Consider the following 26413-nt stretch of genomic DNA (forward strand, 5'->3'; position numbering starts at 1 on the left):
CATGTTTGGGTAAAACTCGATTTCAAAAAAACACCAGATTAAATGTTTTTATGTTTAACTTTGTCGATAAGGGTAGTAACCACAAGAACAACTAAAGATGGGATCAACCATGCCAAGTTTTGTTCATTTAATGGTAAATGTTGAAGGAAGTTAGGAAGGTTGTCTCCAAAACCTGCAACTTTCAGCCCATCAATAATACCGAAAATTAAAGCAACGCTCGTTACTGAACCGACAATAAAAGATGGTTTATGCCAAAATTTCCAGAAGAAACTAAGCATAATCACCACAATTGCAGGTGGGTAAATCGCACTTAAAACTGGTACTGATACAGCAATTAGTTTAGTTAATCCAAGATTAGAAATAATGAAAGAAAAACCAACTAAAATGAAAACTAAAAGCTTATATGGCAACTTGGTGAGCTGAGCAAAATATTCACCACATGCACAAGTTAAACCAATTGCAGTAACCATACAGGCCAATGAAATAAGAGCAGTTAAGAATAGTGAACCCATATTTCCAAAAGCATGTTGAACATATGCATGTAAGATTACAGCACCGTTCGCGGCATTTGGCGCGACTTCATGGCTACCTAAACCTAATTTAAATAAGCTTAAATAAACCAAAGTAAGACCTACACCTGAAATAAGGCTGGCAATAATTGCATACTTAGTTACTAGCTTATTATCAGTAACACCACGTGAATAAATCGCTTGAATAATTACGATACCAAATACTAAGGCACCTAAAGTGTCCATCGTAAGATAGCCATTTACGAAACCTTCTGAAACAGGAGAGTTGACGTAATGGTTAATTGGTGCAGGAACATATCCCGCAGGAATCATAACTGCTGCAATACCTAAAATTGCTAAAGCAATAATTTTTAGAGGTGCAAGAACATGTCCAACAGTATCTAAAAGCTTGTTTGGATACAAAGAAACGATAGTTACAAATGCAAAATAAATAGCACTGTAAATTAGAAGGCTACTGCTTGATGTTCCAAAATAAGAAGAAAAGCCAATTTCATATGAAACAGTTGCAGTACGCGGTGTAGCAAATAAAGGACCAACTGATAAATAACACACTACAGTTAGAATTAGACTTGCTACTCGGCCTAAAGGCGAACTAATGATTTCAATGGAACCCTTCATACGAGAGAGTGCCATAATCGTAATTACGGGTAAGCCAACTGCAGTAATCAAAAAGCCTATGGCAGCTAGCCATACATGATCACCGGCTTGTTGAGCGACAATGGGAGGAAAGATAATATTGCCGGCCCCAATAAAAAGAGCGAAGGTCATAAAACCTAAGGCAATAATATCCCCAGTACGAAGTTGTTGCATAAATTAAATTTAACGAAAAAGAAAGAATTTTAGAGTAAAAGAGAGCATGATCAAGCGCTATTTTACGTGAAAAAGAGTTTTTTCAGGTTTTATAAATCATTCATAGATGTGAAAAATATCAACTGGTTAAGTTATGTGGTTGAAAAACCATTGAAAGAAATAAAGAAAACATTTTTTATGTCTGACTTTTCTTAAGAATTATGTAAAAATAAAAAATATCAATTTCTATTATGAATGTTGAATATTTGGGCATTTAAAGCTTCCAGCCTATCCTATATCCATTCTAAAATATTCTAAATTAACTTACATTTTTGTAGGCAGTGTAAAAGCGGTGCCTACGAGGATAAAATTGAATGAGAGCTTCTACTGTTACAATTAAAACTGAACAAGATTTAGAAAAGTTACGAGTTTCTGGGCGTTTGGCTGCACAAGTTTTAGAAATGATAGGGAAGTATATTAAGCCCGGTGTAACGACTGAATATTTAGATAATATTTGTAATGACTACATCGTAAATACTTTAAAAGTGATCCCTGCAAATGTGGGTTATCATGGATTCACAAAAACAATATGTACCTCGGTAAATGAGGTGGTTTGTCATGGTATTCCTTCGCCGAATAAAATTTTAAAAGATGGTGACATTATTAATATTGATGTCGCGATTATTAAAGATGGTTATTTTGGTGATACAAGCCGAATGTACTATGTAGGTAACGTAAACCCGCATGCAAAAAAATTAGTTGAAACAACTTATGAAGCAATGGTAGCTGGTATTCATACTGTTAAACCTGGAGCAACTTTGGGTGATATTGGATATGCTATTCAATCCGTTGCTCATCGAGAAGGTTATAGTATCGTCCGTGAGTATTGTGGGCATGGCATTGGTAAGGTATACCATGAGCAACCTAATATTTTGCACTACGGGCAACGCGGCCAAGGATTGGTTTTGAAAAAAGGTATGGTCTTTACGATTGAACCTATGGTGAACGCTGGTAAACCACAAGTGAAAGAGTTAAACGATGGGTGGACAGTAATTACCCAAGATCTTTCTTTATCTGCACAGTGGGAACATATGGTTGCTGTTACAGATACAGGTTTTGAACTGTTAACATCATGGCCAGAAGGTGTAGGAAGTTACTCAAAAATTTAATGGTTATAAAATAAAAAAGTTCGATAATTTATCGAACTTTTTTTATAGCTTTTAACTTATGGATGGTCTGATAGATGTTCTACAAGATAATCAATAAATACACGTACTGCCGGTAGTAAGCCTCTACGAGATGGATAAACAGCATGGAATACACCATGATCTGCTTTCCACTCGGGCAAAATTTGTATGAGTTGCCCTGATTTTACAAAATCTTCTGCTGCTGTGTCAGGTAGTAAAGCAATACCACAATTCTGGCTTGCAAGCTGAGCAAGCATATAAAGATTTGTTCCCATTACGATAGGGCTGACCTTCACTTTTTTCAGCTGATTGTCTGGACCATGTAATGTAAATTGTTGATCTAGATGCTCTTCAGATAAGCTTAAAATTCGATGTTCGCTTAATTGTTCAGGTGTCTTGATATTGCCAAATTCATTTAAGTAGGCCTGACTCGCAAAGAGACTTTGTTCTATAAGTGAAAATTGTCTTAAGACAAGGCTTGGATCATCATCTAGTTTTGATCTTACGCGTAGTGCAACATCAATGCCTTCATTAATTACATCAACGCGGCGGTTACTCACAATAAGTTGTAAACGAATTTCAGGATATTTTTTTAAAAATGCGGGTAAAATTTTAGGCAATTGATTTTGTGCAATATCTACCGGCACACTTACTTTTACCACGCCTCTAGGTTGAATGCTTAAGTGATCTACCAAATCGTGGGCTGCTTGTGCTGCATTCATCATTACTTGGGCATGTCTATAGATATCCATCCCAATATCAGTTACCGCGAAATGACGAGAACTGCGTTGAATTAAACGAACCCCCAAATTTTCTTCTAAATTATAAACACGACGACTTAATTTTGATTTTGGTATATCCGTAACACGTTCGGCAGCACTAAAACCACCATGCTCAACAACAAGGGCGAAACAATAAAAATCATCGAGATCTGTGAGCATTAAAATATCCTATTTATGCAACACTCAAGATTTTACATTAATACTTTTGCAACGATAAAGTTAGATTTTAATTTTTTGTAAAAAGCTCATCTATATGCTCAAGAAAAGAGTGTTTTAGAAGGAAGTTTGATTTTGAAATTTTATTGTAATTACATTGGTGTGATTTTGTAATTAATTTTCTAAAAATATTAAGCAAATATAGCGCTTATGTTTTAATTTTCATAAAATATATTTTTCTCGATTTTTTAAAAAAGTATGTCTTACCAGCTAGTTGAATTAGAGAATGCGGCAGCAAATATTCTTTGCCCAATTTGTAAGCTTGCAGTTGTCGATTGGACACAAGAACAATATGTTCAACCGTGTGAACATACATTATTTATTGCAATGGATTTAGGGTTTGAGTTTGTGGCTGACCGTTTTGAAGAAAGTATGACTCAAAATGTGGATGAACTACATGAAAATCCAGATATGAATATTTTTGAAGCCATCACGACAACAGCCTATAAAAATTTAACTATATTAAAAGCAGATTTGGGTGTTGATGGTTTATTTCGTTATATCGGTATAAGTGATTGTTAATTTCATAAGTATAAAAAAGCCAATCTTTCGATTGGCTTTTTTATTATTAAGCTTCAGGAGCTGCACTGTATTGTTCGACTAATGGTTTTAATTCGCCATTTTGGAACATTTCAAGCATGATATCACTACCACCGATAAGCTCGCCGTTTACCCATAATTGTGGGAAAGTAGGCCAGTTAGCAATTTTTGGTAAAGTTGCACGAATATCAGGGTTTTCTAAGATGTTCACATATGCAAATGGACGACCAATTTGACTGAGCGCCTCTACTGCACGTGCAGAGAAACCACATTGTGGAAACTGTGGAGTGCCTTTCATGTAAAGTAAAACGGGATGCTTCGCAATTTGATCGCGAATTAACGCTTCAGTATCACGTGCTTGTTCAGTCATAAGTAGATCCTCAACTAATCTTGCAGCATTATAGGGGGTGTTTACATCGCTTTGCAAACAGCCTTGCTCTCTAAAGTTGCATAGAATATTCAATATTTTATTGTATAAACCGAAGTGATCGTAAAAAGCTGACGAAATTTTAGATAAATGAGTGATGAGACTTTTCATCAGGGCAAGTTTTTGTTTATATAAACTCTTCTTAAAACCTCATACAGACAGAGTTCGTGATGACTGATATTACCCTAGCTCCAGTACAACCTGATCAACCTACACACTTAATGGCTACTTACGGTCGCCAAGCGATCAGTTTTGTCCGAGGCCGAGGGGCATATCTTTATACACAAGACGGTACAGAATATTTAGATGCGTTAACTGGTATCGCTGTATGCGGTTTGGGACATGCCCATCCTGCCATTGCAGAGGCTATTGCAGAGCAAGCCGCTACTCTTGTGCATACAAGTAATTTATTTGAAATTCCTTGGCAAACTGCGGCAGCTCAAAAGCTTGCTGAAGTTTCGGGTATGGAAGAAATTTTCTTTTCGAACAGTGGTGCTGAGTCAAACGAAGGGGCTATTAAAATCGCCCGTAAATTTGGTACACAACAAGGTATACGCTTGCCGAAAATTATTGTTGCCGAGCAATCATTTCATGGTCGTACATTGGCGACGCTTTCTGCAACTGGCAACAAAAAAGTACAAGACGGCTTTGCACCTTTGGTAGAAGGTTTCATTCGCGTACCATTTGGCGATATTGAAGCGATTCAAGAGGCAGCCCTACAACATCCGGATATTGTTGCTATTTTGATTGAACCTATTCAAGGTGAAGGTGGTATTAATACGGCACCACAAGGCTTTAGCTATTTAGAAGAAGTTCGCCATATCTGTAATCAGCACAACTGGTTGATGATGCTAGATGAAATTCAGACTGGTAATGGGCGTACAGGTAAATATTTTGCATATCAGCATACCAATATTATTCCAGATGTTTTAACCACTGCAAAAGGTTTGGGTAATGGTTTCCCAGTGGGTGCTGTAATGACTCAAGGTAAAGCTGTGGGATTGTTAGGCCCTGGCAGTCATGGCTCTACTTATGGTGGTACTGTGTTAGGTTCACGTGTGGTTTATACGGTAATCGATACGATCCAAAAGGAAAATGCAGTAGAAAATGCGGCAGTCGTTGGTAACTATATCGTTGAACAATTACGTGCCAAATTGGCTAGCAAAAGCGTACAAGTACGTGGTTTTGGTATGATGATTGGTATTCAATTGCCGAAAGAATGTGCTGAACTTGTCGCGATTGCTCGTGATGAATATAAACTTATTATTAATGTTACCGCAGGAACAGTAGTTCGTTTATTGCCACCTATCAACATGACGCAAGCTCAAGCTGATATTTTGTTAGAGCGTTTAGTTGCCTTAATTACTAATTATCTTTAAGTTTAAAAACTATAAAAAATGGGCGCTTACCGCCCATTTTTATTTGTCTATTTAACCTGAAATATATTGCTTTAATTGTTCGATTAAAACTTTTTGGTCTTCCATAGCCGCTTTAACCAAGTCACCAATTGAAATAAAACCTACCAGTTTTTCATTATCTAATACTGGTAAATGACGTAAATGACGATCGGTCATGAGCTGTAAGCATTCTTCAACTGTATTATTTAGACCTACTGTAATCACTTTTGCTGTCATAATTTCGGCAACTGTTGTGCTATAAGACGAGCGTTCCATAAGAGTGACTTTACGGGTGTAATCGCGTTCAGATAATATTCCGACAACCTTTTCACCATCTGCGACAACTAAAGCACCAATTCCTTTATCAGCCATAATGGTAATTGCTTCAAGGACAGTTGCTTCGGGTGAAATTGTAAAAATAGCTTGTTGTGATTTGTTCTTGATTACTTGTGCAACGATAGTCATTTCTTCTGTCCTGTTGTTTTATCATTTTGATTTAAATTAGCTCGATTTTTGGAAATTGCAAAGACTTGATAGTCATTCAAATACAAGTTTTATGCTCAAGCGTTCAAAAAGCATTCTATATTGATAGCTTAAAAATAAATTTAAGCTACTTGCCATTGAGGATGATTAAAAAAGAAATGATGCATTTGTTGTGTAGATAACTTTAACTTACGATGAGATGAGTTAAATAAAGCAGGGGTAACTTTTAAACGCGTTAACGTAGGCAGTAAAGATTCATGGAAGTCTTTTGGGGTAATTTTTCTTGGCTTATAATTGGGCCAGTGAGTTTTTGCATATCGATGTGCCTGAACACCATTTAGCCAAAACGGGAAAATAAAATCTTCCTGATCTGATTTAATAGCCCAGCCTTCATCAAATAGTCCCCAAAGAACCCCACAGTACATCATGGTTCTTAAAATATAAATCTTGATCATCAAGTCTTTAGAAACCGGTTGTAGATTGCTTAACTTATTCATTTTCAATTTAAAGGTTTTTAACTTGTCTTGCTTATTATAAGAAAACCACATGACATTTCAGTTTAAACAGGTGTCAAATCGTAAACAAATATTGATGACTAGAAATGTCTATAAAGATCAATGCTAAATAGCAAGTACTATCGGAGAGAGACAAAGCGACTAAAGCTTTGGTGGAGCGCAAGAAAAATAACAGATGAATGTATCTTTATCGAATTTTTTACAGGCATAAAAAAACGTCACCTGAGCCACGACTAAAGAGGCGAAGTAAGGCTTTTAATAAATTGATAACTTTTGTTTTAATAGACGTAAAAAAAAACGCCACCTAAGTGACGTTTCTTTATGCTTGCATCGTGGCTAACTTCTGCCAATATTGTGCTTTCATGGAATCACGCTCAACACGGAAACCTTGATAGTATAATTCTGCTAAGAATAGTGCAGCTTTGCCGTGGCCAGCACGAGCAACTTCTTCTAACTGTGCAACCGCATCTTGGAAATTCATTTGAGAGTGAATTGTGTTAACTGCAGTTGCGTATACATGTTCTAAATCATGATGAGAGATACGTTGAATCATATAAAACTCCTTATTGTAATTATGATTACTTTTTCTAAAGGCCACTGCCTTTAAACTAATTTAACTTAGAATTGTTAAACTAATATTACAAATTGATTGATTTGTCAACCATTCATGGACATTAATTAGTTCACTATTAGGATACATGATTAAACATTATTCACAAATAATTTTGAGTAAAATCAATATGAGAATAAAAGACAAGGAGAATAACTATGACAAATACTATCGATGGCTTTGTTTTTGATACTCCTCCTAGAGAGGAACAAATCATAGAGCTTGCTCATTACCATCGTAAATTATTAGATGAAGCAATTTTCCATCAAGAAATACATTTAGGTGATTATTGTTTGGCACAAAGGAAACGCGTTTTTGATTATGCTGGTCGATTGGAACCTAATCAAAAAGCTCGGTTCTATCAGATTTATGATGGTGAGCTTAGAAAAATTGCAGATGAAGATGAATTGCACCCAGCAGATGCAGAAGAGGGTTTGAGCATTTTTGCTATGTTTTTGGTTTTAGTGATTATTGCTGCAATTCTCTATTTCTCTGTAATTCGATCTCTAATAAGCTAGGGCTTGCAATCCAGTAAGGATAAAGAATACTGGCCTTACTGGATTTTGACCTTGTGCTGAAGTGCATTGAACCCTACACTACATCAATTAGAGGTAGGTCATGCTCACATTCAAACAAAATTTTCTTAAATTAAAGTCTGAGTTAAAGGCAGACCAATGTTTTAATCTGGTAGTGATTATTATCATTGGCTGTATTTTTATGCTGTCTTATTTAGCATTACTTCGTCCTGTCAACTCAGAACAGTACCAAAGAATTGTACAACTTTCTCGACAGGCCACTTATCCAAGAACCCAAGATATGGCTGAGTTGATTATGGCTCAATCCGAAATTCATCGAGCAGAGTATTTAAAGTTAATGCATGCTTATCAGTTTGAACATGATCATATCAAGGAATATCCTGCGTTAGCGCAAGAAGATACTCAATAAGTTTTGCTTTGTTTCAAAAAGGTTTTGCACGCTATTGAAGCAGGCAAAAACTTGAATTTATGCTAAACTTTCTGTTTTTTAACACGCTGCTTTTCAAGGAATCGGCATGCAACAACAATCGAATATGCAAAATAAATTCTTGATAGATGCTGAGATCGGGGATGACGATGTCACATTGCCTAATTTACCTGCTATCGATGTTCCTATCGTTGAATCACCTGTTAAGCAAGAAGTAAAAGTTGAAGAAGTAGTTGAAATTGCATCTTCTAAAGAGCCAGAGCAACCAAAAACGGGTTTCTTTGGGCGAATGAAAGATGGTTTAACTAAAACTCGTCGTAATTTCACTGATGGTATGGTCAATATCCTAATTGGTGGAAAAGAAATTGATGATGAGTTACTTGAAGAAGTTGAAGAGCAATTATTAGTTGCTGATATTGGTGTTGAAGCCACCAAAACGATTATTACCAATTTAACTGAGCGTACAGCCCGTGGTGATTTGATTTATTCACATTCACTTTATAAAGCTCTACAAGAAGAATTGGTTGCTTTACTTGCTCCACGTGTGAAGCCATTACATATTGATCCTAATAAATCACCATATGTGATTTTAATGGTAGGGGTGAATGGTGTTGGTAAAACAACGACCATTGGTAAACTGGCTAAGCGTCTACAAGGTGAAGGTAAAAAAGTAATGCTAGCAGCGGGCGATACATTCCGTGCAGCTGCTACTGAACAGTTACAGATCTGGGGTGAGCGCAATGACATTTCAGTTGTTGCTCAAGGCCACGGAGCTGATAGTGCTTCGGTTATTTTTGATGCTTTTGAAAGTGCACGTGCTAAAGGTATTGATGTATTGATTGCAGATACAGCAGGTCGTTTGCATAACAAAAGCAATTTGATGGAAGAGCTTAAGAAAGTTAAGCGTGTGATGCAAAAAATTGATGCAACAGCACCTCATGAAATTATGTTGGTGGTCGATGCAGGTACTGGGCAAAATGCAATTAACCAAGTACAAGAATTTGACCAAGCTGTAGGTCTAACAGGTATTACTATTACTAAGTTAGATGGTACAGCGAAAGGTGGCGTACTCTTTAATATTGCTAGTCGTACTCATGTACCGATCCGTTTCATTGGGGTAGGTGAAAAAATTGATGATTTGAGACCATTCTCAGCGAAATCATTTGTTGCAGCATTATTTGAGACTGACAAATAATTGCATGTGGATTGCTTAAAAAGCCTTACTTCATCGTGAGGCTTTTTTATATCAATATCTTTTTTTATTGTTGCGAAAATAAAACGAACTGTCATATTTTTAATGCTGATTATAAGAAATGAGTTTCATAGACTATATTCATTCCCAAACAACGGCCAATGGTCAATCAAATAGATAGGAAATAACAAAATGTCTACTTTCTTAGATAAAATTAAAAACCGTCGTACTATTTATGCAATTGGTAAAAATGTTGCATTAGATCGCACTAAAATTGAAGAAACAATTCGTGAAGCGGTTAAACATAGTCCATCGTCATTCAACTCACAATCTTCACGTGTAGTTACTCTTTATGGTGAATCACATGCTAAATTCTGGAATTTAGTTCGTGAAGCATTACGTAAAATTGTTCCTGCAGATTCTTTTGCTGGTACAAATGCTAAGATTGATAGCTTTGTAGCAGGTGTTGGTACTGTACTGTTTTATGAAGATCAAGCAGTTATTAAAAGCTTACAAGAGCAATTTGAATTGTATGCAGATAACTTCCCAGTTTGGTCTGAACATTCAACAGCAATTGCTCAGTTCGCGACCTGGACAGCACTTTCAGAGTTGGGTTTAGGGGCTTCTTTGCAGCACTATAACCCAATTGTTGATGCCGATGCTGCACAAGCATTTGATATACCAGCAAATTGGAAATTACGTGCTCAGTTGGTATTTGGTTCTGTTGAAGCACCAGCTGGTGAAAAAGCATTTATTAGCGATGAAGATCGTTTCAAAACATTCAACTAATGATAGTTGATAAAAAGAGCACCTCAAAAGGTGCTCTTTTTTTATGTTCTTGAAATGAGTTAAGGTTTAGTTATTGAAAATAGATATTTATTAGAATTCAATAATATATTTTTAATGCTTTAAGTCTGAATTAGCCGACAATAAGTTTGTCATAAAATCGTCATAATCATATTGCATATTGCTCATGATTTTAGAAACTATTAAATATTATAGAGACGTGAACAGATGACTTTAAGATTAGGTGTTGCTGCAATTGGTTTATTACTAAGCGGTTCAGTATTTTCAGCAGTTACAATTATAGCACCAGAAGAGATTGTAATCCTTGCGGTGAATGGTCAAGAAGTCAACTCTGGATTATTCCGTTTTTCTAAAAATAATTACAAAGTTGATGCAGGCGAAACGAACCTAAGTGTGCGTTACCAAGAATATTTTGAACACTTAAATGGCGAGCACGATATTGTTAAGTCAGGTGTGGTTACTATTCAAACCCCAACGTTAAAAGATGGGCAAACTTATAAGCTTGCTATGGTTGGTGTACCAAAAGAGTATGAGCAAGCTAAGAAATATGCTGAGCAGCCAACAGTCGCTTTATATAACTCAAATAACGAGCTAATTGTACAACAGACGGGTGCAAATAATGAAGCAAGACCTTGGTTTGCAACGGGTTTGTTGGGTAAAGTAGCGGACTTTACGACAAAACCATCTAAACAACAGCCTGAGGCAGTTTATGCTACTGCAAAACCAACTACAGCCCAAGTTGCGGCACCTGTTGTAGCAACGGTACCTGCGGCAGGCGTTACCCAAACTAATGATCAGCGCTTAGTTGAACTTTGGCAGAAATCTTCTAAAGCTGAGCGCCAAAAGTTTATGGCTTGGTTAGCTGAAAAATCAAATTAATCAATTGCTATTCAAAATAAAGCCGATTTAATATCGGTTTTATTTTTAGTAATTTATAAATAGCCTAAGCATAATTATGATGAATTTAACTTTCCGTTTAGCTGAATTAAGTGATATTTCATCACTTGTAGATTTGATTAATCAATCTTATAGAGAACAACAAGGTAGAAGCTCGACAACAGAAGCGGGATTTGTAAAAGGGCAACGTATTAGTCAAGAGCAATTGAAACAGCAATTACAAATGTCTAATTCAATATTATTAGTTGCAGAAATGGATTCATCAAAACTTGTCGCATGTATAGGTCTTACGTTTCAAAAAAATACTGTGGAGATAGGAACATTTTGTACAGATCCACATATTCAGAATATGAAAGTAGGCCGCCATGTTTTGGAGTATGCTGAACAGTTTGGTTTGCAAAAAGTCCCAGAATTGGACAGTGCGATCATGTATGTTTTAGATGTACGTTCAGAACTAATTGCTTATTATGAAAGACGTGGATATATAAAAACAGGCAATCAAGAGCCATATCCATATGAAGCAGATGTTGGAGTCCCACTTGTACCTATTAAACTGATTGAAATGAAGAAGGACCTCAAATGAGGTCCTTTGGGTTTAGGTTAGAAACCAGATGTAATAGCCTAAAAGCATGAGAGGCCAAGCTATACATGGGCTAAATAACCATTTCCATAACCAGAAGTGGGGTACAAAACCAACACCATAAATAAAGCCTCCGGAAATCCCCATCATAACCAACATAAGTTGGCTATGATTGTAGTGTCCGTTTGCATCTAACATTAGTGAAGGATGGACCAGTAAAATTGCAGCAAGCGGCAATGCCAACAGAAATGAAATGGCCATTGCAAATGCTTGAGCTTTTCGTTGATTTGATGCTGTCATTGCGTTTGCCATGATTTATTCCTCATCTAAATTTTGATGATGCTCGATATAAAGTGCGCTTAATACACCTGCAAAACATGCCATCAAAATTCCAAGAATCCATGCGAAATACCACATTTACTTCTCCTTATTAGTACAAACTATGCGAGTTTGACTCGATATGTTTATTGGTAATCACGCCCCACATTTTGTAATACGACCAAGTTGTGTAAATCAAAATGATTGGAACAAAAATACATGCAGCAACTGTCATAACGCCTAAAGTACGATGACTTGATACAGCATCCCACATGGTCAAACTAGAGTTTGGGCTAACACTAGAAGGTAATAAAAATGGGAATAGAGCAAAGCCTGCAGTTAAAATTGCGCCTACAATCATTAAGCTTGTACCAGTAAAACTTAAACCTGCTTTTGCTTTTGATGCTGTAAAGAACGCAAGAATTGCACCTAAAATTGCGAGAACTGGAGCAACCTTGGTAATTGGGTAGCTGGTGTAGTTGTTCATCCAACCAGGGTTATTATTTGTGACCACTTCTTTAGCCAATGGATTAAGAGCAGCGTTTGGATTAATTGCTGCAGCGTAGCTATAACCTGGTATTTGGCCGAAGTACAACCATGCTCCAATCACAAGGAAACATAACAAAAATACTGCTGCCATAATTTGGGTAGCTTTAGCAGAGCGCTGTTTTAAGGCACCATCTGTACGTAGCATGAGCCAAGCACCGCCATGGGCACAGAGCATAGAAAGACTGACAATACCGCAAACTAAGGCAAATGGGTTAAGAAGAGCAAAGAAGCTACCAGCGTATTCAGAGCGTAATGTGCTATCTAAACTAAAAGGGATACCTAAGAATAGATTACCGAATGCCACACCAAAAACCAGAGCTGGTACAGCACCACCAATACAAAGTCCCCAGTCCCATGAGTTACGCCACTTCGTATTTTCTAGTTTAGAACGATAGTCGAAACCTACAGGGCGTAAGAATAGGGCAAATAGCACAAGTAATAATGCCCAATACATTCCTGAGAATGCAACTGCGTAAACCATTGGCCATGCCGCAAATAATGCACCACCTGCGGTAATAAACCAGACTTGATTACCATCCCAGTGCGGTGCAATGGTATTGATGGCCGCACGGCGTTCGTTATCAGTTTTACCAACAAATGGCATAAGTGCCATTGAGCCCATGTCGAAACCATCGGTTAAGGCAAACCCGATGAGTAAGACACCAACTAACACCCACCATATGATTTTATGAGTTCGTACTCAATCATGATAAGGCCTCCCCATTAACAGATGCTTTCGCTTCTTGCTTTTCAAAATGATATTTACCAGTGTGAAGTGAGCTTGGTCCTAAGCGAGCGAATTTAATCATTAAATACATTTCAATAATTAAAAGTACGGTGTAGAACGCTGCTAACGCGAGGATTGAACCCCATACATCGCCAGTACTTAAACTCGAAGTCGATAAGTGAGTTGGTAAAATTTCACCAATAGACCAAGGTTGACGGCCACCTTCAGCAACAAACCAGCCTGTTTGAGCTGCAATCCACGGAAGTGGGAGCGCAAACAATGCATATTTAAGTAGCCAAGGTTTATTTTCAGCATTTCTTTTTGCTACAGCCCAAGTCGCTAAAACGAAAAGAAGTAGCATTAGGAAACCAGAGGCAACCATTGCGCGGAATGAGAAAAATAGAGCAGTCACGTTCGGAATGGTGTCTTTGACAGCCGCTTGAATATTTTGCTCGCTTGCATCTACGACATTTGGTGCGTATTTCTTAAGAAGTAGGCCATAACCTAAATCTTTTTGGTTTTTCTCAAATGAAGCTAATAACTCTGGTGAACGATCTCCGGCACGTAGTTTTTCAAGTTCAGCATAAGCCAGCATACCGTTACGGATACGGACTTCATGCTGTTGCATTAAGTCTTTTAGACCAGTAACTTCTTTGGTTGTTGAGCGAGTTGCAATTAGACCTAATGCATAAGGAATTTTAACTGCATAGTCTGTTCGCATTTCTTCATGGTTTGGTACACCAAATAAAGTAAATGGAGCTGGAGCAGGATGAGTATCCCATTCGGCTTCAATTGCAGCGAGTTTAGTTTTTTGTACATCACCTAGTTCATAACCAGACTCATCACCAAGCAAAATCACTGAAAGTGTGGAAGCAAGACCGAAAATAGCAGCAATTGCAAATGAACGGCGGGCAAAGGGTAGATCACGTTTTTTAAGCAAGTAGTAGCTTGAAATCGCGAGTACGAAAATTGCACCTGTTACATATCCGGCAGAAACAGTATGTACAAATTTTACTTGTGCAACAGGGTTAAAAATAAGAGCACCAAAGTCCACAAGCTCCATACGCATTGTTTCAAAGTTAAATGCCGCACCGACTGGGTTTTGCATCCAACCATTCGCAACTAAAATCCAGAGTGCTGACATGTTAGAGCCAAGAGCTACCAACCAGGTTACACCTAAATGCTGAACTTTGCTTAAACGATCCCACCCAAAAAAGAATAGACCAATAAATGTTGATTCAAGGAAGAATGCCATTAGGCCTTCAATTGCTAATGGTGCACCGAAAATATCACCTACATAATGTGAGTAATAAGCCCAGTTAGTCCCAAATTGGAACTCCATAGTTAAGCCTGTAGTTACACCTAAGGCAAAGTTAATACCAAACAATTTTCCCCAAAACTTAGTCATATCCTTGTAAATTTCTTTACCGGATATCACGTAAGTTGTTTCCATAATAGCCAGAATAAACGCAAGGCCTAGGGTTAAAGGTACGAAAAGAAAGTGATACATGGCGGTCATGGCAAATTGGAACCGCGAAAGATCAACCACGCTTTCAGAAATCATCAACGTGTCTCCTTAATGTGGGAAGCGTTATCGCCAGCGATATGCTCGGCGACTTGATTGTCAAAATTTTTGGGGATAGTGGGAGCATCAAACCAAATATGTTTGATGGTTAAGAGAAGCACGACTTTGATTATTAGAATAATCGTAATTTCTCTAATTAATTTGGCATTAATATCTGGAGTTTTAAGGCTCATAAAATAAACCTCGATACATATTAATTTTATTATTAATCAAAATATATTAAAAATAAACAATAAATATATTTTAAATAAAAACTTAATTATTTTTATTATGAAAAACAATGTCTTGTATTTTTAAATAATTCTAAATAAAATAACCAACTAAAATGGTTTGAATTTATTATTAAATCCAACTAAAACACTTGTATATAATAATTATATAATCATACTAAAATGATTGGTTATTTTTTATTCTTACTATTTTGGTGGGTTTTAAAATAAAAAACCGAATGTTAGTAAAAAAGGAGCGTGATGGAGCTTAAGGATGAATATCCTTGAGAGGAATAATTATTTTAGGTGAATAAAATAGAATTTAAAAATTAATCTGGAGCAAATAAGTCGTTAGCCATTGAAATCTTTTTTGCAAGATAATGGCTTTTTTGAACTCTCACTAATATGACTTGTGAATATAGTTCTAGCTCGCCATATTCAGGTTCAACCTGAACATAGTGCAATTGGCCGAACTCATCACGTACACGTGCTTGAGCTGAAAAACCAGGTCTGGCGCTACCACTTGAAATTGTTGCGAGGCGTCCTAACAGGTTGTAATTGGTATGCGTAAGCTTTGGTTTAATCACTTGATCAAGGCAATGGATCATAAACACTGTAAAAAAGATTGCGATAACCAGTGCAGGAATAATTAAGTAAAAAGGGATGATGAAGTAATGTTGGATAGCAAAGAAAGAAAGCTGTAAGAAGTAACCAGCAAAACTGAAATTGATAAGTAAAAAAACAAAGATTAGAGCTTTAGAAAATTTAACATTAAATAGAGGAGAGTTGGTAAGCCAATCTGGTGCAATTTTTTTTAAAAGTTGGCTTGGCCGTAACCCAATATACATACCAATGGTTTCTACCACGCTGAGTAATATCAAAGCCACAACACTTAAATGAAAAGGCATAAGATAATAATTAAAAAAGAAATCAGCCATGGTAGAAACTCTAATGTTGATGATTTCAGTCTACGATATAAATACCGCCATCTGAATGCACTTTAATCTCAACTTTATTTAAAAAATCACCTAAACAAGGACCAGAAATACATTCGCCAGTTTCCACGTTAAATAAAGCGCCGTGGGTAGAACATTGGATATATTCTTGGTCTTGATCTAGAAATTGATTTTCTAGATATTCAAGTTCAGTTTGCAAATGAGGGCATAAATTCTGATAGGCATAGAATGAGCCATCACGCTGTGTAATGAAAATAGTAGTTCCTTGTAAAGTGTCAAAAGCTCTAGCTTCACGCTCAGGAACTTCTTCCGTCATACAGATCCTTTCCATTTCAAGCACATTCCTTCTGAAAATTTTCGAGAAGTTTAGCATAGTCATTAATGGCTAAACGAGGACCAAATTGAGACACAACTTCACTCGAAATTAAGATAGCTAACTGGGCAGCAGCAGTTAAATCTTCATGATGGTTTAGTGCATAGAGAAAGGCACCTGCAAATGCATCACCTGCGCCATTTGTATCTACAGCTTCTACATGACGACCCGCCACATGAAAATGTTGAGTTGCATTTGCAACTAATGCACCTTTGGCACTTTGCGTAATCACAACAGTATGATTTTTAAAACGTAACTGCGTGAGTGCATCTTCAACAGTAGTGGTATTGGTGTACATTAAGGCTTCTTGTTCATTACAGAATAGTAGATCTACACCATCATCCATAAGTTCTTCTAAGCCTTCACGGGCATATTGAACCATTGCAGGATCTGACAAAGATAAAGCGATTTTAACACCGTGAGCTTTTGCAATTTCACGAGCTTGTTTTACTGCTTTACGAGCTGTTTCACTGGTAGAGAGGTAACCTTCAATATAAAGCCATTTTGCTGTTTTTAACGGCTCAAAATCGATTTGATCTTGAGAAAGTTCAGCCGTAATACCTAAATAGGTATGCATGGTACGCTCAGAGTCTGGGCTAATAAGTACCATACATGTACCTGTTACACCTTCACTGATTGATTTGGGTGTGGTTTGAATGCCTGCATCATTTAGACCTTGTAGGTAAATTTCACCTAATTGATCGTGACCAACACGGCAACCATAGAAAGCGCTACCACCTAATGCACTAAAGGCTACAGTTGTGTTTGCAGCAGAGCCGCCACTTGCTTGGCCTTTGTAATCTTGAGTTTGCTTTAAATTTTCATATAAAGCAGATTGTGTATCACCGTCAGACAACTGCATTGTGCCTTTTTGTAAGCCTTGCTGACTAAGAAAATCATCAGACACTTTAAATTCTTGGTCGATTAATGCATTACCAATTGCAAAAAGATCTACAGTTGCCATATGTGTTGTCACAGAATAAAAAATCAGATCGATAAGTTTACACCATTGCTCACATTTGCTGTAGTTTGTTGAATAAAATTCAGGTAATTCAGCGGTTAGCAGAGTTTTATTGTTTGCCTAAGCAATTGAAATATTCTTTTTAATAAATATTATCAATTAATAATGATTATTGATAATATTTACAAACGTAGACCATTTCATTGAAACTTCGCCTGAAATTATTCATAGCGAACTTACATGAAACGTTCTATTTTATTTATTTCATCATTTGGGGTTATAACAGGCCATGTATATGCCGCAGCGGCAGACTCACAGGCTGTAACCAATCTTCCAACAATTGCAGTAAAAGCTGAGAAGGAAAACAGTTTAAAACAAGAAGTAGGGCAAGCATCGAGTGCAACTAAAGGCCTCATGCAATTAAAAGATGTTCCTCAAATTGTAAATGTCGTACCGAAACAAATTCTAAGAGAGCAAACAGTGACCTCTATGCAAGGTGCCTTGCAAAATGTTGCTGGTTTGAGTTTTAGCGTGGGTGATGGACAGCGTGATCAGGTCATGATTCGTGGGTTCTCTGCAATCACAGATAATTATGTAGATGGTATTCGTGATGATGCATTGTATTTTCGAGATATGTCGAATGTTGAACGAGTTGAGGTGTTAAAAGGGCCTGCTTCTGTACTTTATGGTCGTGGTTCGGCGGGTGGGTTAGTTAATAAAATTAATAAAAAGCCAATGGATGAATCTTTGCGTGAAGTGAGCCTAATTGGTAGCACTTCAGGGCAACGCCGTGCAGAAGTCGATGTGAATGAAAAAGTAGCAGAGAATGTCAAGGTTCGTTTAACTGGTGCAGTTGAAGACTCAGATGGTTATCGTGATCAGGCTTTTTTAAAACGTCAGGCGGTGGCTCCATCAGTACAGTGGGATATTAGTGATAAAACTAAACTTTTACTTCAGGCTGACTATTTGCATGATGACCGTTTAGCTGATCAAGGATTCCCGACAGATCCACTTACAGGTAAACCAGTTAAAACAAACCCTAAAACTTTTTATGGTGCGTTAAATGGTAAAGAAGTTGGGGACGTTGATACTGAAATCTCGAGTCAAACCATAAGTTTGGATCATGAGTTTAGTGATCAACTCAAATATCATGGGGCAGTTCGTCATTATAATTATTCATTAGATCGTCAATATAGTGTTGATACACATCCTGCTGATAAATCACAAATTACTTTGACTCAAAATAAGCGTTTACGTAATGAAGATGGAGTATATGTTCAACAAGAGTTAAGCGCTTTATTTAATACAGGTTTTTTAAAGCACAATACGTTAATTGGTGCTGAATATAGTAAGCAGAATAAAGATGAAATACTATGGCAAGGTGCGAAAACAACCACCGATTTGTATAACCCTAAATTAGAATATTGGGCACCTATTAATACAGGTACAACGGCTGCACGTAATAACAATAGCAATACTTTTGAAAACTATGGCGTGTATTTTCAAGACTTAATGACAGTTACAGACCAGCTTAAAGTTTTAGTTGGTTTACGTTATGACAATCTATCTCAAGATCGTGATGATAAAACAAGTGCAAATCTAGATTTAAACCGTACTGATAATACTTATTCTCCACGAATTGGGGTGGTCTATCAGCCAGTAAGTAATCTTTCGCTCTATACATCTTATAATCGCTCGTTTCAACCTCTGGCTGATGCATTTGTTTTTTATAAAAACAGTGATGATTTAAAGCCGACAAAAACTGAAAATTATGAGGTTGGTGCGAAGTGGGATGTAAATGATCAATTGAATGTAACTTTGGCTTTATTTCAGATGAGCCAAACCAATATTCAAAACCAAGATCCATCTAATCCAAATCAAGCATTGTTGGCAGGTGAGCAAAAAACAAAAGGTGTTGAACTTTCATTAACAGGTCAATTGACTGATCAATTGTCCATACTAGCTGGCTATTCTTATATGGATGGTAAGATTGAAAAGTCGACTATCGGGTTTACAGGTAATCACTCTGCGCTTACGCCAAATAACACTGCTAACTTATGGTTAAAATACCAAATTAATGATCATTGGTATGCGGCTGTAGGTGGTCGTGGTGAATCATCACGATTTAGTGCGCCAGATAACAAAAATATTTTACCGGGTTATGCTGTTGTAAATGCCGCGTTAGGCTATCAGAGTGAACGTTATGATGTGAACTTAAACCTAAATAACCTGTTTGATCATGACTATTTTGTTTCAGGTCATAGCGGAGCAAATGATTCAAACATGATGGGTGATCCGCTAAATGCTCAAGTTGCACTTCGCTATCGTTTTTAATTAAAAAAATGTCAAAAAAGCTCATCATTTGGATGAGCTTTTTTATTTGTCGTGTAGGATATAGATAGTATTAAAAGGTTTTGTTCTGTTAGGATACAACGATTAGAGCTATGTGCTTGATATCAAAGCCATGCTTATGAAAACTAATACTCAACAAAAACATAGTATTTTACTTGGCTTTTGTTCGCCAATCTCAAGCCGACTCAGGCTATAATGAGACTTATTCACTTATCCGATATGTTAGGAGATCACATGACTGTAGATGTCACTGAAACCATTTCTCAAACTGTTCACCCTGCGTTTCAGTTGCTACGTCAGCACCATGTTGAAGCATTAGATATTTTAGTGTCTGAATATAAGCATAAGGTCACAGGTGCGGTGCATTATCACTTGGCAACTGATTATGATGAAAATGTATTTCTTGTTGCGTTCAGAACACAACCTATGGACTCTAAAGGAACAGCACATATTTTAGAGCATACCGCTTTATGTGGTTCTGAAAAGTTTCCTGTTCGTGATCCGTTCTTTCTAATGATTCGCCGTTCATTAAATACATTTATGAACGCGTTTACAGCAGCAGATTGGACAGCATATCCATTTGCAACTCAAAACAAAAAAGATTTCCAAAACTTATTGTCTGTTTATCTTGATGCTGCTTTTTCAGCAAATCTAAATCCTCTTGATTTTGCTCAAGAAGGTATTCGCATTGAACTTGAAAATGATCAGCCTGTATATAAAGGTGTAGTGTTCAATGAAATGAAAGGTGCGATGAGTGCACCGTCTGATCAGCTTTATCATCAGTTGGCACACCATTTATTTCCTGAAACGACCTATCATTACAACTCAGGCGGTGATCCAAAGGACATTCCTGATTTAACGTATGAACAGTTAGTAGAATTTTATAAAACTCATTACCACCCAAGTAATGCAGTATTTATGACCTTCGGTAACCAAACGGCATATGAGTTACAAGAGCAATTTGAAAAACTAGCTCTACATAAGTTTGCTGCGGGTACAACTTTATATTCAAAACCAGAAAAACGTTTAACAGCACCTGTTGAAGTGACGGAAAACTATGCTGTTGATGGCGATGATTTAAAAGATAAAACTTACCATGTATTGTCTTGGTTGTTACCGCAAGCGAGTGATATCAAACTACGTCTCGGTATGCGTTTGGTAGAAGGTGTTTTACTTGAAAACTCAGCGTCACCGCTTCGTCATTATTTAGAAACTTGTGGTTATGCTCAGTCAACTGGACCTTTAATGGGCGTAGATGACAGTAACTTTGAAATGACATTCTATTGTGGCGTTCAAGGTTCAAACCCTGAGCATGCAGAAAGTTTTAAAGATGGTGTCTTAAATATTCTGCGTGAAGTGGCTGCAAAACCAATTGACTCGGCGTTAGTTGATGCAATTTTGCATCAAATCGAGTTGCATCAACGTGAAATTAATGGTGATGGTACGCCGTATGGTTTAAGTTTGATTTTAAATGGTTTGAGTGGTGCTATCCACCATAATGACCCAATTCAGATCTGGGATGTTGATAGTGCAATTGCTCAGGTTAAAGAAGAACTACAAGACCCAATGTGGTTATCTAATCTTATTCAAACGCATTTGTTAGATAATCCACACCGTGTACAAATGACTTTAGTACCTGATGCAACCAAGTCGCTAAAAGAACAAGAAGCTGAAAAAGCACGTTTAGCTGCGATTGGTGAAAAGTTAACTGAAGAAGATAAAGCAGAGATCGTTGCTAAAACCAAAGCTTTACAAGAGCGTCAAGATACACCAGATAATCTTGAGCTGTTACCAAAAGTAGGTCTAGAAGACGTACCGGCTGACTTGCATATTGTACAAGGTCAATTGCGTGAAATTATCTGTAATCGAATGGACACGCCGTTGAACTTGTATCATGCCGGAACGAATGGCATTTACTATCAACAAGTGCTTATTCAGATTCCTGATGATGTTGTTACCTCACCATATTTCAATTTACTCTCTATTTTAATGGGTGAAGTTGGTGCAGGTGAGTACGACTATCTTGAACTACAAAACTTACAAACAGCTGTAAGTGGTGGTTTAGGAATGGGCGCTTCATTACGCAGTAAAGTTGATGATAAAGATAAAATTAGTGCTTGGTTAACTTTAACGACAAAATCTTTAACTCAGAAGTTCGATGCAATTCATTTATTAAAATTAGCATTTGAACAGCTTAGATTTGATGAGAAAGAGCGAATTATTGAGTTGTTGCAACAACGTAAGACACGCTGGCAGTCTCGTTTATCGGGTGCTGGTCATAGCTATGCGATGCAGATTGCTTCTCGTAATATGAGTGCTTTAGCTCAACGTGACTATCAAAACACTGGTTTAGGTGCATTGAACTGGTTAGGCGAGCTTGTTACTAAAATTACGCAAGACGATGCTGCTTATGATGGGCTAATTACTGAGTTGAAGCGTATTCATACCAAATTATTGCAAGCGCCTAAACAATTTTTACTTGTATGTGAAGAGCATCAGTCTGAGCGTTTGGTTGAAGAAATCCAAAATGTTTGGGATAAGCTAAATGTTGATACAGCAGCAACTGAGTTAACTCAAGTTGAGCAAGAAAACGATAATGAACATGAAGCATGGTTAATTCAATCCAATGTTCAGTTCTGTGCATCTGCATATCAAGCTGTGGACGTATCTCATCCAGATGCAGCGCCTTTAATGGTGTTAGCAGCCTATTTACGTAATGGTTTCTTGCATAGTGCTATTCGTGAAAAAGGCGGTGCTTATGGTGGTGGTGCTAGCTATGATGGAAATGCTTGTTCATTCCGTTTCTTTAGTTATCGTGACCCACGTTTAGCTGAGACATTTAAAGACTTTGAAGCGAGCGTGCAATGGTTGTTAAATACACAGCAACAACCTCATCAACTAGAAGAAGCAATTCTTGGCTTGGTGGCAAGTATGGATAAACCGGGTTCACCAGCAGGCGAGGCAATTACAGCTTGCTATGCATTGTTACATGCTAGAACACCAACTTTCCGCCGTATTTTACGTGAAAGACTATTACATGTGACTTTAGAAGATTTACAGCGTGTTGCGCGTCAATATTTAATTGAACAAATACCTGTGAAAGCTGTCGTTGCACCTTTTGCAAAACGTGACGAATTGCAACAACTGGGCTTTACGATTAAACAAGTTAATTAAAATAAAAATTGGAGATGAACATGGCGTTCAAACAATTTGAACGCACATCATTACAGCTAAGTATGGGAACCCTGCTTAGCTGTTTGTGTGCATCGGTGGCCTATGCTGACACCTTAGCCCCTGTAAAACCTGCTACCGCAGATGCGTGTGTTGCCCTCGCTTCAAATGCTGACCGCCTAGCTTGTTATGACTCTGTGTTTAAACCAGCGGCTTTACCCGTTGTTCAAGCTGCAGCAGTGCCAGAGCCTGTTAAAAAAATTGATAAACCTGCTGTTCAACCTGAAACGTTTAAAGAGAAGGTTGTAGATACGGTTAGTAATATTAAAGTAATAGGAAAGGCGCCAAAAATTGAACCTACTACTTCTTTACTAGACCAACGTTGGGAGTTATCTGAAAAAAGTAAACTCGGAGTTTGGAACATTCGTGCTTATCAGCCTGTCTATTTGCTTCCCGTATTTTGGACCAGCGATAAAAATGAATTGCCTACTAGTCCAAACCCGAACAATGTAGAACACACACCTCAAAATTTAAAATCAACAGAAAGTAAATTCCAGATTTCTTTAAAAACTAAAGCTTGGGAAAATATTTTTGGCAATAATGGCGACTTGTGGTTAGGTTATACGCAATCATCACGTTGGCAGACTTTTAATGCTGAAGAATCTCGGCCTTTCCGTGAAACGAATTATGAGCCTGAAGCAAGCTTGATGTTTAGAACAAACTACGAGCTGCTCGGTTTAGATGGTCGTTTACTTGGAGTGACTTTAAATCACCAATCAAATGGTCGTTCAGATCCGTTATCTCGTAGCTGGAACCGTGTCATCTTTAATGTGGGGTTAGAGCGTGGCAACTTTGCCGTAATGCTTCGTCCTTGGATTCGTATTAACGAAGCAAGTAAAGATGATAATAATCCTGATATTGAAGATTACGTAGGGCGCGGTGATTTGACTGCTTTTTATAAGTGGAAAGATAATGATTTCTCGTTAATGTTACGTCACTCTTTAAAAGGTGGTGATGACTCTCATGGTGCAGTTCAGTTTGACTGGGCATTCCCAATTAGCGGTAAGTTACGTGGCCATTTTCAGTTATTTAATGGATATGGTGAAAGCTTAATTGACTATAACCACCGTGCAACTTATGCAGGTTTGGGGGTTTCACTCATGAACTGGTACTAAGTTCGAACTAATAAAAAAGCCGCTGTAAAAGCGGCTTTTTTATTATCCAATTTGAATGTTGGCTTGCGGGTGTTTGAGACGGCTTTTTTTCGGTGTCGCAATTAAATACGCTAGCGTTAAAGGGCCGAGTCTTCCAGCAAACATGAGTAGACTTAAAATAAATAGGCTACCATTGTGTAACTCTGGCGTAATACCACGAGAAAGACCAACAGTGCAGGCGGCAGAAACTACCTCAAATAGTAAGTTCATAAAATCGGCTTTTGGTTCTAAAAGCAAAAGAATAAAGAACCCCATAAATATAAGTATGCTGGTAATCGCGGTAACAGCGAGAGCTTTATAAGTGGTTTCGTGAGAAACAGAATGATTGAAGACTCTAATTTCATCCGTACGTTTTAAAAAAGAAAGTACGCTTAAAACCAATATAGCAAAAGTCCCGACTTTGATACCACCCGCAGTACTTAAGGAGCCTCCACCAATGAACATGAGCAACATCATAAGTAAAGAGCTGCTATTGGTCATTGCACCCGTATCAATGGTATTAAATCCTGAAGAGCGTGGAACAGTGGCTTGGAACCAAGCATGTAAAGCTTGATCCCCTATATTTAGCAGTCCTAGCGTATGAGGATTTTGTGCTTCTAAAGCCCAAATCAAGATAAACGCCACTACATTAATAATGGCAATAGTCGTAAGGATGAGTTTGCTATTTGGACTTAGTTTCTTCCATTTTTTATTTTGCTTGATATCCATAAGTACTAAAAAGCCAAGTCCACCCAAAATATAGAGCACACTTACCGTCAGACAGATTGCATAGTTGTTTTGAAAGCCCATTAAACTATTATTAAATAAAGAAAAACCGGCATTGTTAAATGAGGAGATACTATAGAAAATTGCATAATATAGACCACGGGCAAAACCAAAAGAGGGTGTAAAGGCACACGTGAGAATGATTGTCCCAATCAACTCAAAAAGAAGTGTATAGGTCACAACGCCTTTAGCAACAAAAGTCACTTTTGAGAGACTGGTTTGACCAAGACTGTCTTGAGCCATCATTTGCTGCTTAAGCCCGAGTTTGGGAGACAAACTTAATGCTGCCAAAATGGCAAAAGTCATGAAGCCTAAACCACCAGATTGGATCAGTAATAAAATAATGACTTGGCCAAAAAGTGTAAAAGACTGATGAATATTTAAAACAGATAAGCCTGTGATGGTAACTGCTGAGGTTGCAGTAAATAGTGCATCCATCCAACTGACATGGCCAGTGTTTGCAATAGGAAGTTTAAGCAATAATGTACCAAAGACAATAAAGCCCAAAAAACCGAGTGCTAATAAAGACGGAGGGCTGAGATTAAGTGTTTTATGTGGTTTAGGCTTCAGAGACATATTCTTTGGTTCGTTTTCTTATAAGAAACAATTTGAGAGTTTTTTTAGTTGCTGTAAATGACCTTCTAAAATAAGAATATCATGCGTTTGTAAGGTAAATGTCTCTTCAGTTTCAAATAAAATCTGTTGCTGTCGTTTTACAAGTAGGGTCTTCACTTGCGGGGCTTGCTGCATAATTCCATACAAATTAATGCCATTTAATTTCTCTGGAATATCGATTTTCACAATATAGTGATCATCATCTAAAGACATGTAACGGCTTACCATTGGGTAATTGAGAGCTTGTGCAACACGTACACCCATGTCTTCTTCAGGGTGAATAATTTTATTGATGTTGAGGTGAGACAAGATTGTGTTGTGGGCTTTGGTTTTTGCTTTTACCCAAATTTTGTCGATACCCAGATTTTTTAAATTAAGCACACATAAAATACTGGCTTCAATATCTTCACCAATTGCAACAACAACCGCATCACAATTTTGAATGTTTAATTCATCCAATACATGTTCATCTGTGGCATCGGCAATGACAGCATGAGTTAAAACATCGGCAAGGTTCTCAACATTTTTTTTGACTGTATCAATGCCAATTACATCATGATTTAATTTTGTGAGCTCTTGAGCAACAGTTGCCCCAAAACTTCCTAAGCCAATGACCGCGAACTGTGCCATAAATAACCTTTTATACTTAATTAGGGCTTTATTTTTAATGATATTTTCTTTGAGATAAAGAGAAGCAATGTAA

At 37.3% G+C, this 26413-nt stretch carries 27 protein-coding genes and 1 pseudogene; 12 read left to right on the plus strand and 16 right to left on the minus strand.

All coding sequences use genetic code 11. The features are described 5' to 3' along the window. Positions 1–38 precede the first annotated feature (38 nt). Complete coding sequence (gene brnQ / locus ABLB96_RS10275) at positions 39–1340, minus strand: branched-chain amino acid transport system II carrier protein (RefSeq protein WP_348898419.1); 1302 nt, start codon at positions 1338–1340, stop codon at positions 39–41. A 353-nt stretch (positions 1341–1693) separates the two neighbouring features. On the opposite strand from brnQ, the gene map reads away from it, so the two are divergent. Next, positions 1694–2488, plus strand: coding sequence for a type I methionyl aminopeptidase (gene map, locus ABLB96_RS10280; protein WP_348898420.1), 795 nt, complete (start codon positions 1694–1696; stop codon positions 2486–2488). 56 nt (positions 2489–2544) lie between these two features. Here map and ABLB96_RS10285 read toward each other — a convergent pair whose 3' ends face one another. After that, a complete protein-coding gene (locus ABLB96_RS10285; RefSeq protein ID WP_348898421.1) occupies positions 2545–3447 on the minus strand; it encodes a LysR family transcriptional regulator in 903 nt (300 codons plus the stop codon). A 255-nt stretch (positions 3448–3702) separates the two neighbouring features. On the opposite strand from ABLB96_RS10285, the gene ABLB96_RS10290 reads away from it, so the two are divergent. Next, positions 3703–4026: a hypothetical protein gene (locus ABLB96_RS10290; RefSeq protein WP_348898422.1), complete on the plus strand. Its 324-nt coding sequence runs from the start codon at positions 3703–3705 to the stop codon at positions 4024–4026. Positions 4027–4072: 46 nt separating this feature from the next. Here the strand turns inward: ABLB96_RS10290 and grxD are convergent, their stop codons facing one another. Next, a complete protein-coding gene (gene grxD, locus ABLB96_RS10295; protein ID WP_002120913.1) occupies positions 4073–4414 on the minus strand; it encodes a Grx4 family monothiol glutaredoxin in 342 nt (113 codons plus the stop codon). Between the two features lie 227 nt (positions 4415–4641). Here grxD and ABLB96_RS10300 point away from each other — a divergent pair, with 227 nt between their 5' ends. Continuing rightward, positions 4642–5850 carry an aspartate aminotransferase family protein gene (locus tag ABLB96_RS10300; protein ID WP_348898423.1) on the plus strand — a complete coding sequence of 403 codons (1209 nt, stop codon included), beginning with the start codon at positions 4642–4644 and terminating at the stop codon, positions 5848–5850. A 51-nt stretch (positions 5851–5901) separates the two neighbouring features. On the opposite strand, the gene ABLB96_RS10305 is transcribed toward ABLB96_RS10300, so the two are convergent. The 3 genes from ABLB96_RS10305 to ABLB96_RS10315 all read right to left on the minus strand — a co-directional run bounded on the left by ABLB96_RS10305 (position 5902) and on the right by ABLB96_RS10315 (position 7419). After that, complete coding sequence (locus ABLB96_RS10305) at positions 5902–6333, minus strand: CBS domain-containing protein (protein WP_348898424.1); 432 nt, start codon at positions 6331–6333, stop codon at positions 5902–5904. Positions 6334–6473: 140 nt separating this feature from the next. Then, positions 6474–6848, minus strand: coding sequence for a DUF2750 domain-containing protein (locus tag ABLB96_RS10310; protein WP_348898431.1), 375 nt, complete (start codon positions 6846–6848; stop codon positions 6474–6476). Between the two features lie 337 nt (positions 6849–7185). Beyond that, positions 7186–7419 (minus strand): hypothetical protein, encoded by a 234-nt coding sequence (locus ABLB96_RS10315; RefSeq protein ID WP_002050673.1) that lies wholly within the window; start codon positions 7417–7419, stop codon positions 7186–7188. A gap of 215 nt (positions 7420–7634) precedes the next feature. On the opposite strand from ABLB96_RS10315, the gene ABLB96_RS10320 reads away from it, so the two are divergent. The 6 genes from ABLB96_RS10320 (at position 7635) to ABLB96_RS10345 (ending at position 11918) form a co-directional block, all read left to right on the plus strand. Further along, complete coding sequence (locus tag ABLB96_RS10320; protein WP_348898425.1) at positions 7635–7994, plus strand: hypothetical protein; 360 nt, start codon at positions 7635–7637, stop codon at positions 7992–7994. Between the two features lie 100 nt (positions 7995–8094). Continuing rightward, a complete protein-coding gene (locus ABLB96_RS10325) occupies positions 8095–8421 on the plus strand; it encodes a hypothetical protein (RefSeq protein WP_309455115.1) in 327 nt (108 codons plus the stop codon). 106 nt (positions 8422–8527) lie between these two features. Beyond that, on the plus strand, positions 8528–9634 hold the full coding sequence (gene ftsY / locus ABLB96_RS10330) for a signal recognition particle-docking protein FtsY (RefSeq protein WP_348898426.1): 1107 nt from the start codon (positions 8528–8530) through the stop codon (positions 9632–9634). A gap of 189 nt (positions 9635–9823) precedes the next feature. Continuing rightward, the gene (locus ABLB96_RS10335; protein ID WP_348898427.1) at positions 9824–10420 is read left to right on the plus strand and encodes a nitroreductase family protein; all 597 of its coding nucleotides are present in this window, start codon (positions 9824–9826) and stop codon (positions 10418–10420) included. Positions 10421–10645: 225 nt separating this feature from the next. Continuing rightward, complete coding sequence (locus ABLB96_RS10340; protein WP_348898428.1) at positions 10646–11317, plus strand: DUF2057 domain-containing protein; 672 nt, start codon at positions 10646–10648, stop codon at positions 11315–11317. A 76-nt stretch (positions 11318–11393) separates the two neighbouring features. Continuing rightward, positions 11394–11918 carry a GNAT family N-acetyltransferase gene (locus tag ABLB96_RS10345; RefSeq protein WP_348898429.1) on the plus strand — a complete coding sequence of 175 codons (525 nt, stop codon included), beginning with the start codon at positions 11394–11396 and terminating at the stop codon, positions 11916–11918. 12 nt (positions 11919–11930) lie between these two features. Here the strand turns inward: ABLB96_RS10345 and ABLB96_RS10350 are convergent, their stop codons facing one another. The 8 genes and pseudogenes from ABLB96_RS10350 to ABLB96_RS10385 all read right to left on the minus strand — a co-directional run bounded on the left by ABLB96_RS10350 (position 11931) and on the right by ABLB96_RS10385 (position 17596). Then, positions 11931–12230: a cyd operon YbgE family protein gene (locus ABLB96_RS10350; RefSeq protein WP_348898432.1), complete on the minus strand. Its 300-nt coding sequence runs from the start codon at positions 12228–12230 to the stop codon at positions 11931–11933. Beyond that, complete coding sequence (cydX, locus tag ABLB96_RS10355; RefSeq protein WP_000270276.1) at positions 12231–12332, minus strand: cytochrome bd-I oxidase subunit CydX; 102 nt, start codon at positions 12330–12332, stop codon at positions 12231–12233. A 13-nt stretch (positions 12333–12345) separates the two neighbouring features. After that, a pseudogene (gene cydB / locus ABLB96_RS10360) lies at positions 12346–13490 on the minus strand (cytochrome d ubiquinol oxidase subunit II). Next, the gene (locus ABLB96_RS10365; protein WP_348898430.1) at positions 13487–15073 is read right to left on the minus strand and encodes a cytochrome ubiquinol oxidase subunit I; all 1587 of its coding nucleotides are present in this window, start codon (positions 15071–15073) and stop codon (positions 13487–13489) included. The pseudogene cydB and the gene ABLB96_RS10365 overlap by 4 nt, the downstream one beginning before the upstream one ends. After that, a complete protein-coding gene (cydP, locus tag ABLB96_RS10370) occupies positions 15073–15267 on the minus strand; it encodes a cytochrome oxidase putative small subunit CydP (RefSeq protein WP_348898433.1) in 195 nt (64 codons plus the stop codon). The genes ABLB96_RS10365 and cydP overlap by 1 nt, the downstream gene beginning before the upstream one ends. A gap of 365 nt (positions 15268–15632) precedes the next feature. Continuing rightward, complete coding sequence (locus ABLB96_RS10375; protein WP_348898235.1) at positions 15633–16241, minus strand: OB-fold-containig protein; 609 nt, start codon at positions 16239–16241, stop codon at positions 15633–15635. A gap of 25 nt (positions 16242–16266) precedes the next feature. Continuing rightward, positions 16267–16575, minus strand: a complete 309-nt coding sequence (locus ABLB96_RS10380) for a Rieske (2Fe-2S) protein (protein ID WP_004701295.1) — start codon at positions 16573–16575, stop codon at positions 16267–16269. Between the two features lie 16 nt (positions 16576–16591). After that, the gene (locus tag ABLB96_RS10385; RefSeq protein WP_348898236.1) at positions 16592–17596 is read right to left on the minus strand and encodes an adenosine kinase; all 1005 of its coding nucleotides are present in this window, start codon (positions 17594–17596) and stop codon (positions 16592–16594) included. 237 nt (positions 17597–17833) lie between these two features. Between ABLB96_RS10385 and ABLB96_RS10390 the strand changes: the two genes are divergently transcribed. The 3 genes from ABLB96_RS10390 (at position 17834) to ABLB96_RS10400 (ending at position 24291) form a co-directional block, all read left to right on the plus strand. Continuing rightward, positions 17834–19927, plus strand: coding sequence for a TonB-dependent siderophore receptor (locus ABLB96_RS10390; RefSeq protein ID WP_348898237.1), 2094 nt, complete (start codon positions 17834–17836; stop codon positions 19925–19927). A gap of 252 nt (positions 19928–20179) precedes the next feature. Then, positions 20180–23119, plus strand: a complete 2940-nt coding sequence (locus ABLB96_RS10395) for an insulinase family protein (RefSeq protein WP_348898238.1) — start codon at positions 20180–20182, stop codon at positions 23117–23119. Positions 23120–23139: 20 nt separating this feature from the next. Next, complete coding sequence (locus ABLB96_RS10400; RefSeq protein ID WP_348898239.1) at positions 23140–24291, plus strand: phospholipase A; 1152 nt, start codon at positions 23140–23142, stop codon at positions 24289–24291. A gap of 42 nt (positions 24292–24333) precedes the next feature. On the opposite strand, the gene ABLB96_RS10405 is transcribed toward ABLB96_RS10400, so the two are convergent. Both ABLB96_RS10405 and ABLB96_RS10410 read right to left on the minus strand, forming a co-directional pair. Further along, the gene (locus tag ABLB96_RS10405) at positions 24334–25671 is read right to left on the minus strand and encodes a TrkH family potassium uptake protein (protein ID WP_348898240.1); all 1338 of its coding nucleotides are present in this window, start codon (positions 25669–25671) and stop codon (positions 24334–24336) included. 18 nt (positions 25672–25689) lie between these two features. Beyond that, positions 25690–26340, minus strand: a complete 651-nt coding sequence (locus tag ABLB96_RS10410; protein ID WP_348898241.1) for a TrkA family potassium uptake protein — start codon at positions 26338–26340, stop codon at positions 25690–25692. Positions 26341–26413 lie beyond the last annotated feature (73 nt).

Origin of the sequence: Acinetobacter sp. XH1741 (genome assembly GCF_041021895.1) — a bacterium.
In the GTDB taxonomy this organism is placed as follows: domain Bacteria; phylum Pseudomonadota; class Gammaproteobacteria; order Pseudomonadales; family Moraxellaceae; genus Acinetobacter.

What these genes read in the sequence shown, in the direction of transcription:
- brnQ (WP_348898419.1), bottom strand. Translation starts at nt 1,340, where the DNA reads ATGCAACAACTTCGTACTGGGGATATTATTGCCTTAGGTTTTATGACC.
- map (WP_348898420.1), top strand. Translation starts at nt 1,694, where the DNA reads ATGAGAGCTTCTACTGTTACAATTAAAACTGAACAAGATTTAGAAAAG.
- ABLB96_RS10285 (WP_348898421.1), bottom strand. Translation starts at nt 3,447, where the DNA reads ATGCTCACAGATCTCGATGATTTTTATTGTTTCGCCCTTGTTGTTGAG.
- ABLB96_RS10290 (WP_348898422.1), top strand. Translation starts at nt 3,703, where the DNA reads ATGTCTTACCAGCTAGTTGAATTAGAGAATGCGGCAGCAAATATTCTT.
- grxD (WP_002120913.1), bottom strand. Translation starts at nt 4,414, where the DNA reads ATGACTGAACAAGCACGTGATACTGAAGCGTTAATTCGCGATCAAATT.
- ABLB96_RS10300 (WP_348898423.1), top strand. Translation starts at nt 4,642, where the DNA reads ATGACTGATATTACCCTAGCTCCAGTACAACCTGATCAACCTACACAC.
- ABLB96_RS10305 (WP_348898424.1), bottom strand. Translation starts at nt 6,333, where the DNA reads ATGACTATCGTTGCACAAGTAATCAAGAACAAATCACAACAAGCTATT.
- ABLB96_RS10310 (WP_348898431.1), bottom strand. Translation starts at nt 6,848, where the DNA reads ATGAATAAGTTAAGCAATCTACAACCGGTTTCTAAAGACTTGATGATC.
- ABLB96_RS10315 (WP_002050673.1), bottom strand. Translation starts at nt 7,419, where the DNA reads ATGATTCAACGTATCTCTCATCATGATTTAGAACATGTATACGCAACT.
- ABLB96_RS10320 (WP_348898425.1), top strand. Translation starts at nt 7,635, where the DNA reads ATGACAAATACTATCGATGGCTTTGTTTTTGATACTCCTCCTAGAGAG.
- ABLB96_RS10325 (WP_309455115.1), top strand. Translation starts at nt 8,095, where the DNA reads ATGCTCACATTCAAACAAAATTTTCTTAAATTAAAGTCTGAGTTAAAG.
- ftsY (WP_348898426.1), top strand. Translation starts at nt 8,528, where the DNA reads ATGCAACAACAATCGAATATGCAAAATAAATTCTTGATAGATGCTGAG.
- ABLB96_RS10335 (WP_348898427.1), top strand. Translation starts at nt 9,824, where the DNA reads ATGTCTACTTTCTTAGATAAAATTAAAAACCGTCGTACTATTTATGCA.
- ABLB96_RS10340 (WP_348898428.1), top strand. Translation starts at nt 10,646, where the DNA reads ATGACTTTAAGATTAGGTGTTGCTGCAATTGGTTTATTACTAAGCGGT.
- ABLB96_RS10345 (WP_348898429.1), top strand. Translation starts at nt 11,394, where the DNA reads ATGATGAATTTAACTTTCCGTTTAGCTGAATTAAGTGATATTTCATCA.
- cydX (WP_000270276.1), bottom strand. Translation starts at nt 12,332, where the DNA reads ATGTGGTATTTCGCATGGATTCTTGGAATTTTGATGGCATGTTTTGCA.
- ABLB96_RS10365 (WP_348898430.1), bottom strand. Translation starts at nt 15,073, where the DNA reads ATGATTTCTGAAAGCGTGGTTGATCTTTCGCGGTTCCAATTTGCCATG.
- cydP (WP_348898433.1), bottom strand. Translation starts at nt 15,267, where the DNA reads ATGAGCCTTAAAACTCCAGATATTAATGCCAAATTAATTAGAGAAATT.
- ABLB96_RS10375 (WP_348898235.1), bottom strand. Translation starts at nt 16,241, where the DNA reads ATGGCTGATTTCTTTTTTAATTATTATCTTATGCCTTTTCATTTAAGT.
- ABLB96_RS10380 (WP_004701295.1), bottom strand. Translation starts at nt 16,575, where the DNA reads ATGACGGAAGAAGTTCCTGAGCGTGAAGCTAGAGCTTTTGACACTTTA.
- ABLB96_RS10385 (WP_348898236.1), bottom strand. Translation starts at nt 17,596, where the DNA reads ATGGCAACTGTAGATCTTTTTGCAATTGGTAATGCATTAATCGACCAA.
- ABLB96_RS10390 (WP_348898237.1), top strand. Translation starts at nt 17,834, where the DNA reads ATGAAACGTTCTATTTTATTTATTTCATCATTTGGGGTTATAACAGGC.
- ABLB96_RS10395 (WP_348898238.1), top strand. Translation starts at nt 20,180, where the DNA reads ATGACTGTAGATGTCACTGAAACCATTTCTCAAACTGTTCACCCTGCG.
- ABLB96_RS10400 (WP_348898239.1), top strand. Translation starts at nt 23,140, where the DNA reads ATGGCGTTCAAACAATTTGAACGCACATCATTACAGCTAAGTATGGGA.
- ABLB96_RS10405 (WP_348898240.1), bottom strand. Translation starts at nt 25,671, where the DNA reads ATGTCTCTGAAGCCTAAACCACATAAAACACTTAATCTCAGCCCTCCG.
- ABLB96_RS10410 (WP_348898241.1), bottom strand. Translation starts at nt 26,340, where the DNA reads ATGGCACAGTTCGCGGTCATTGGCTTAGGAAGTTTTGGGGCAACTGTT.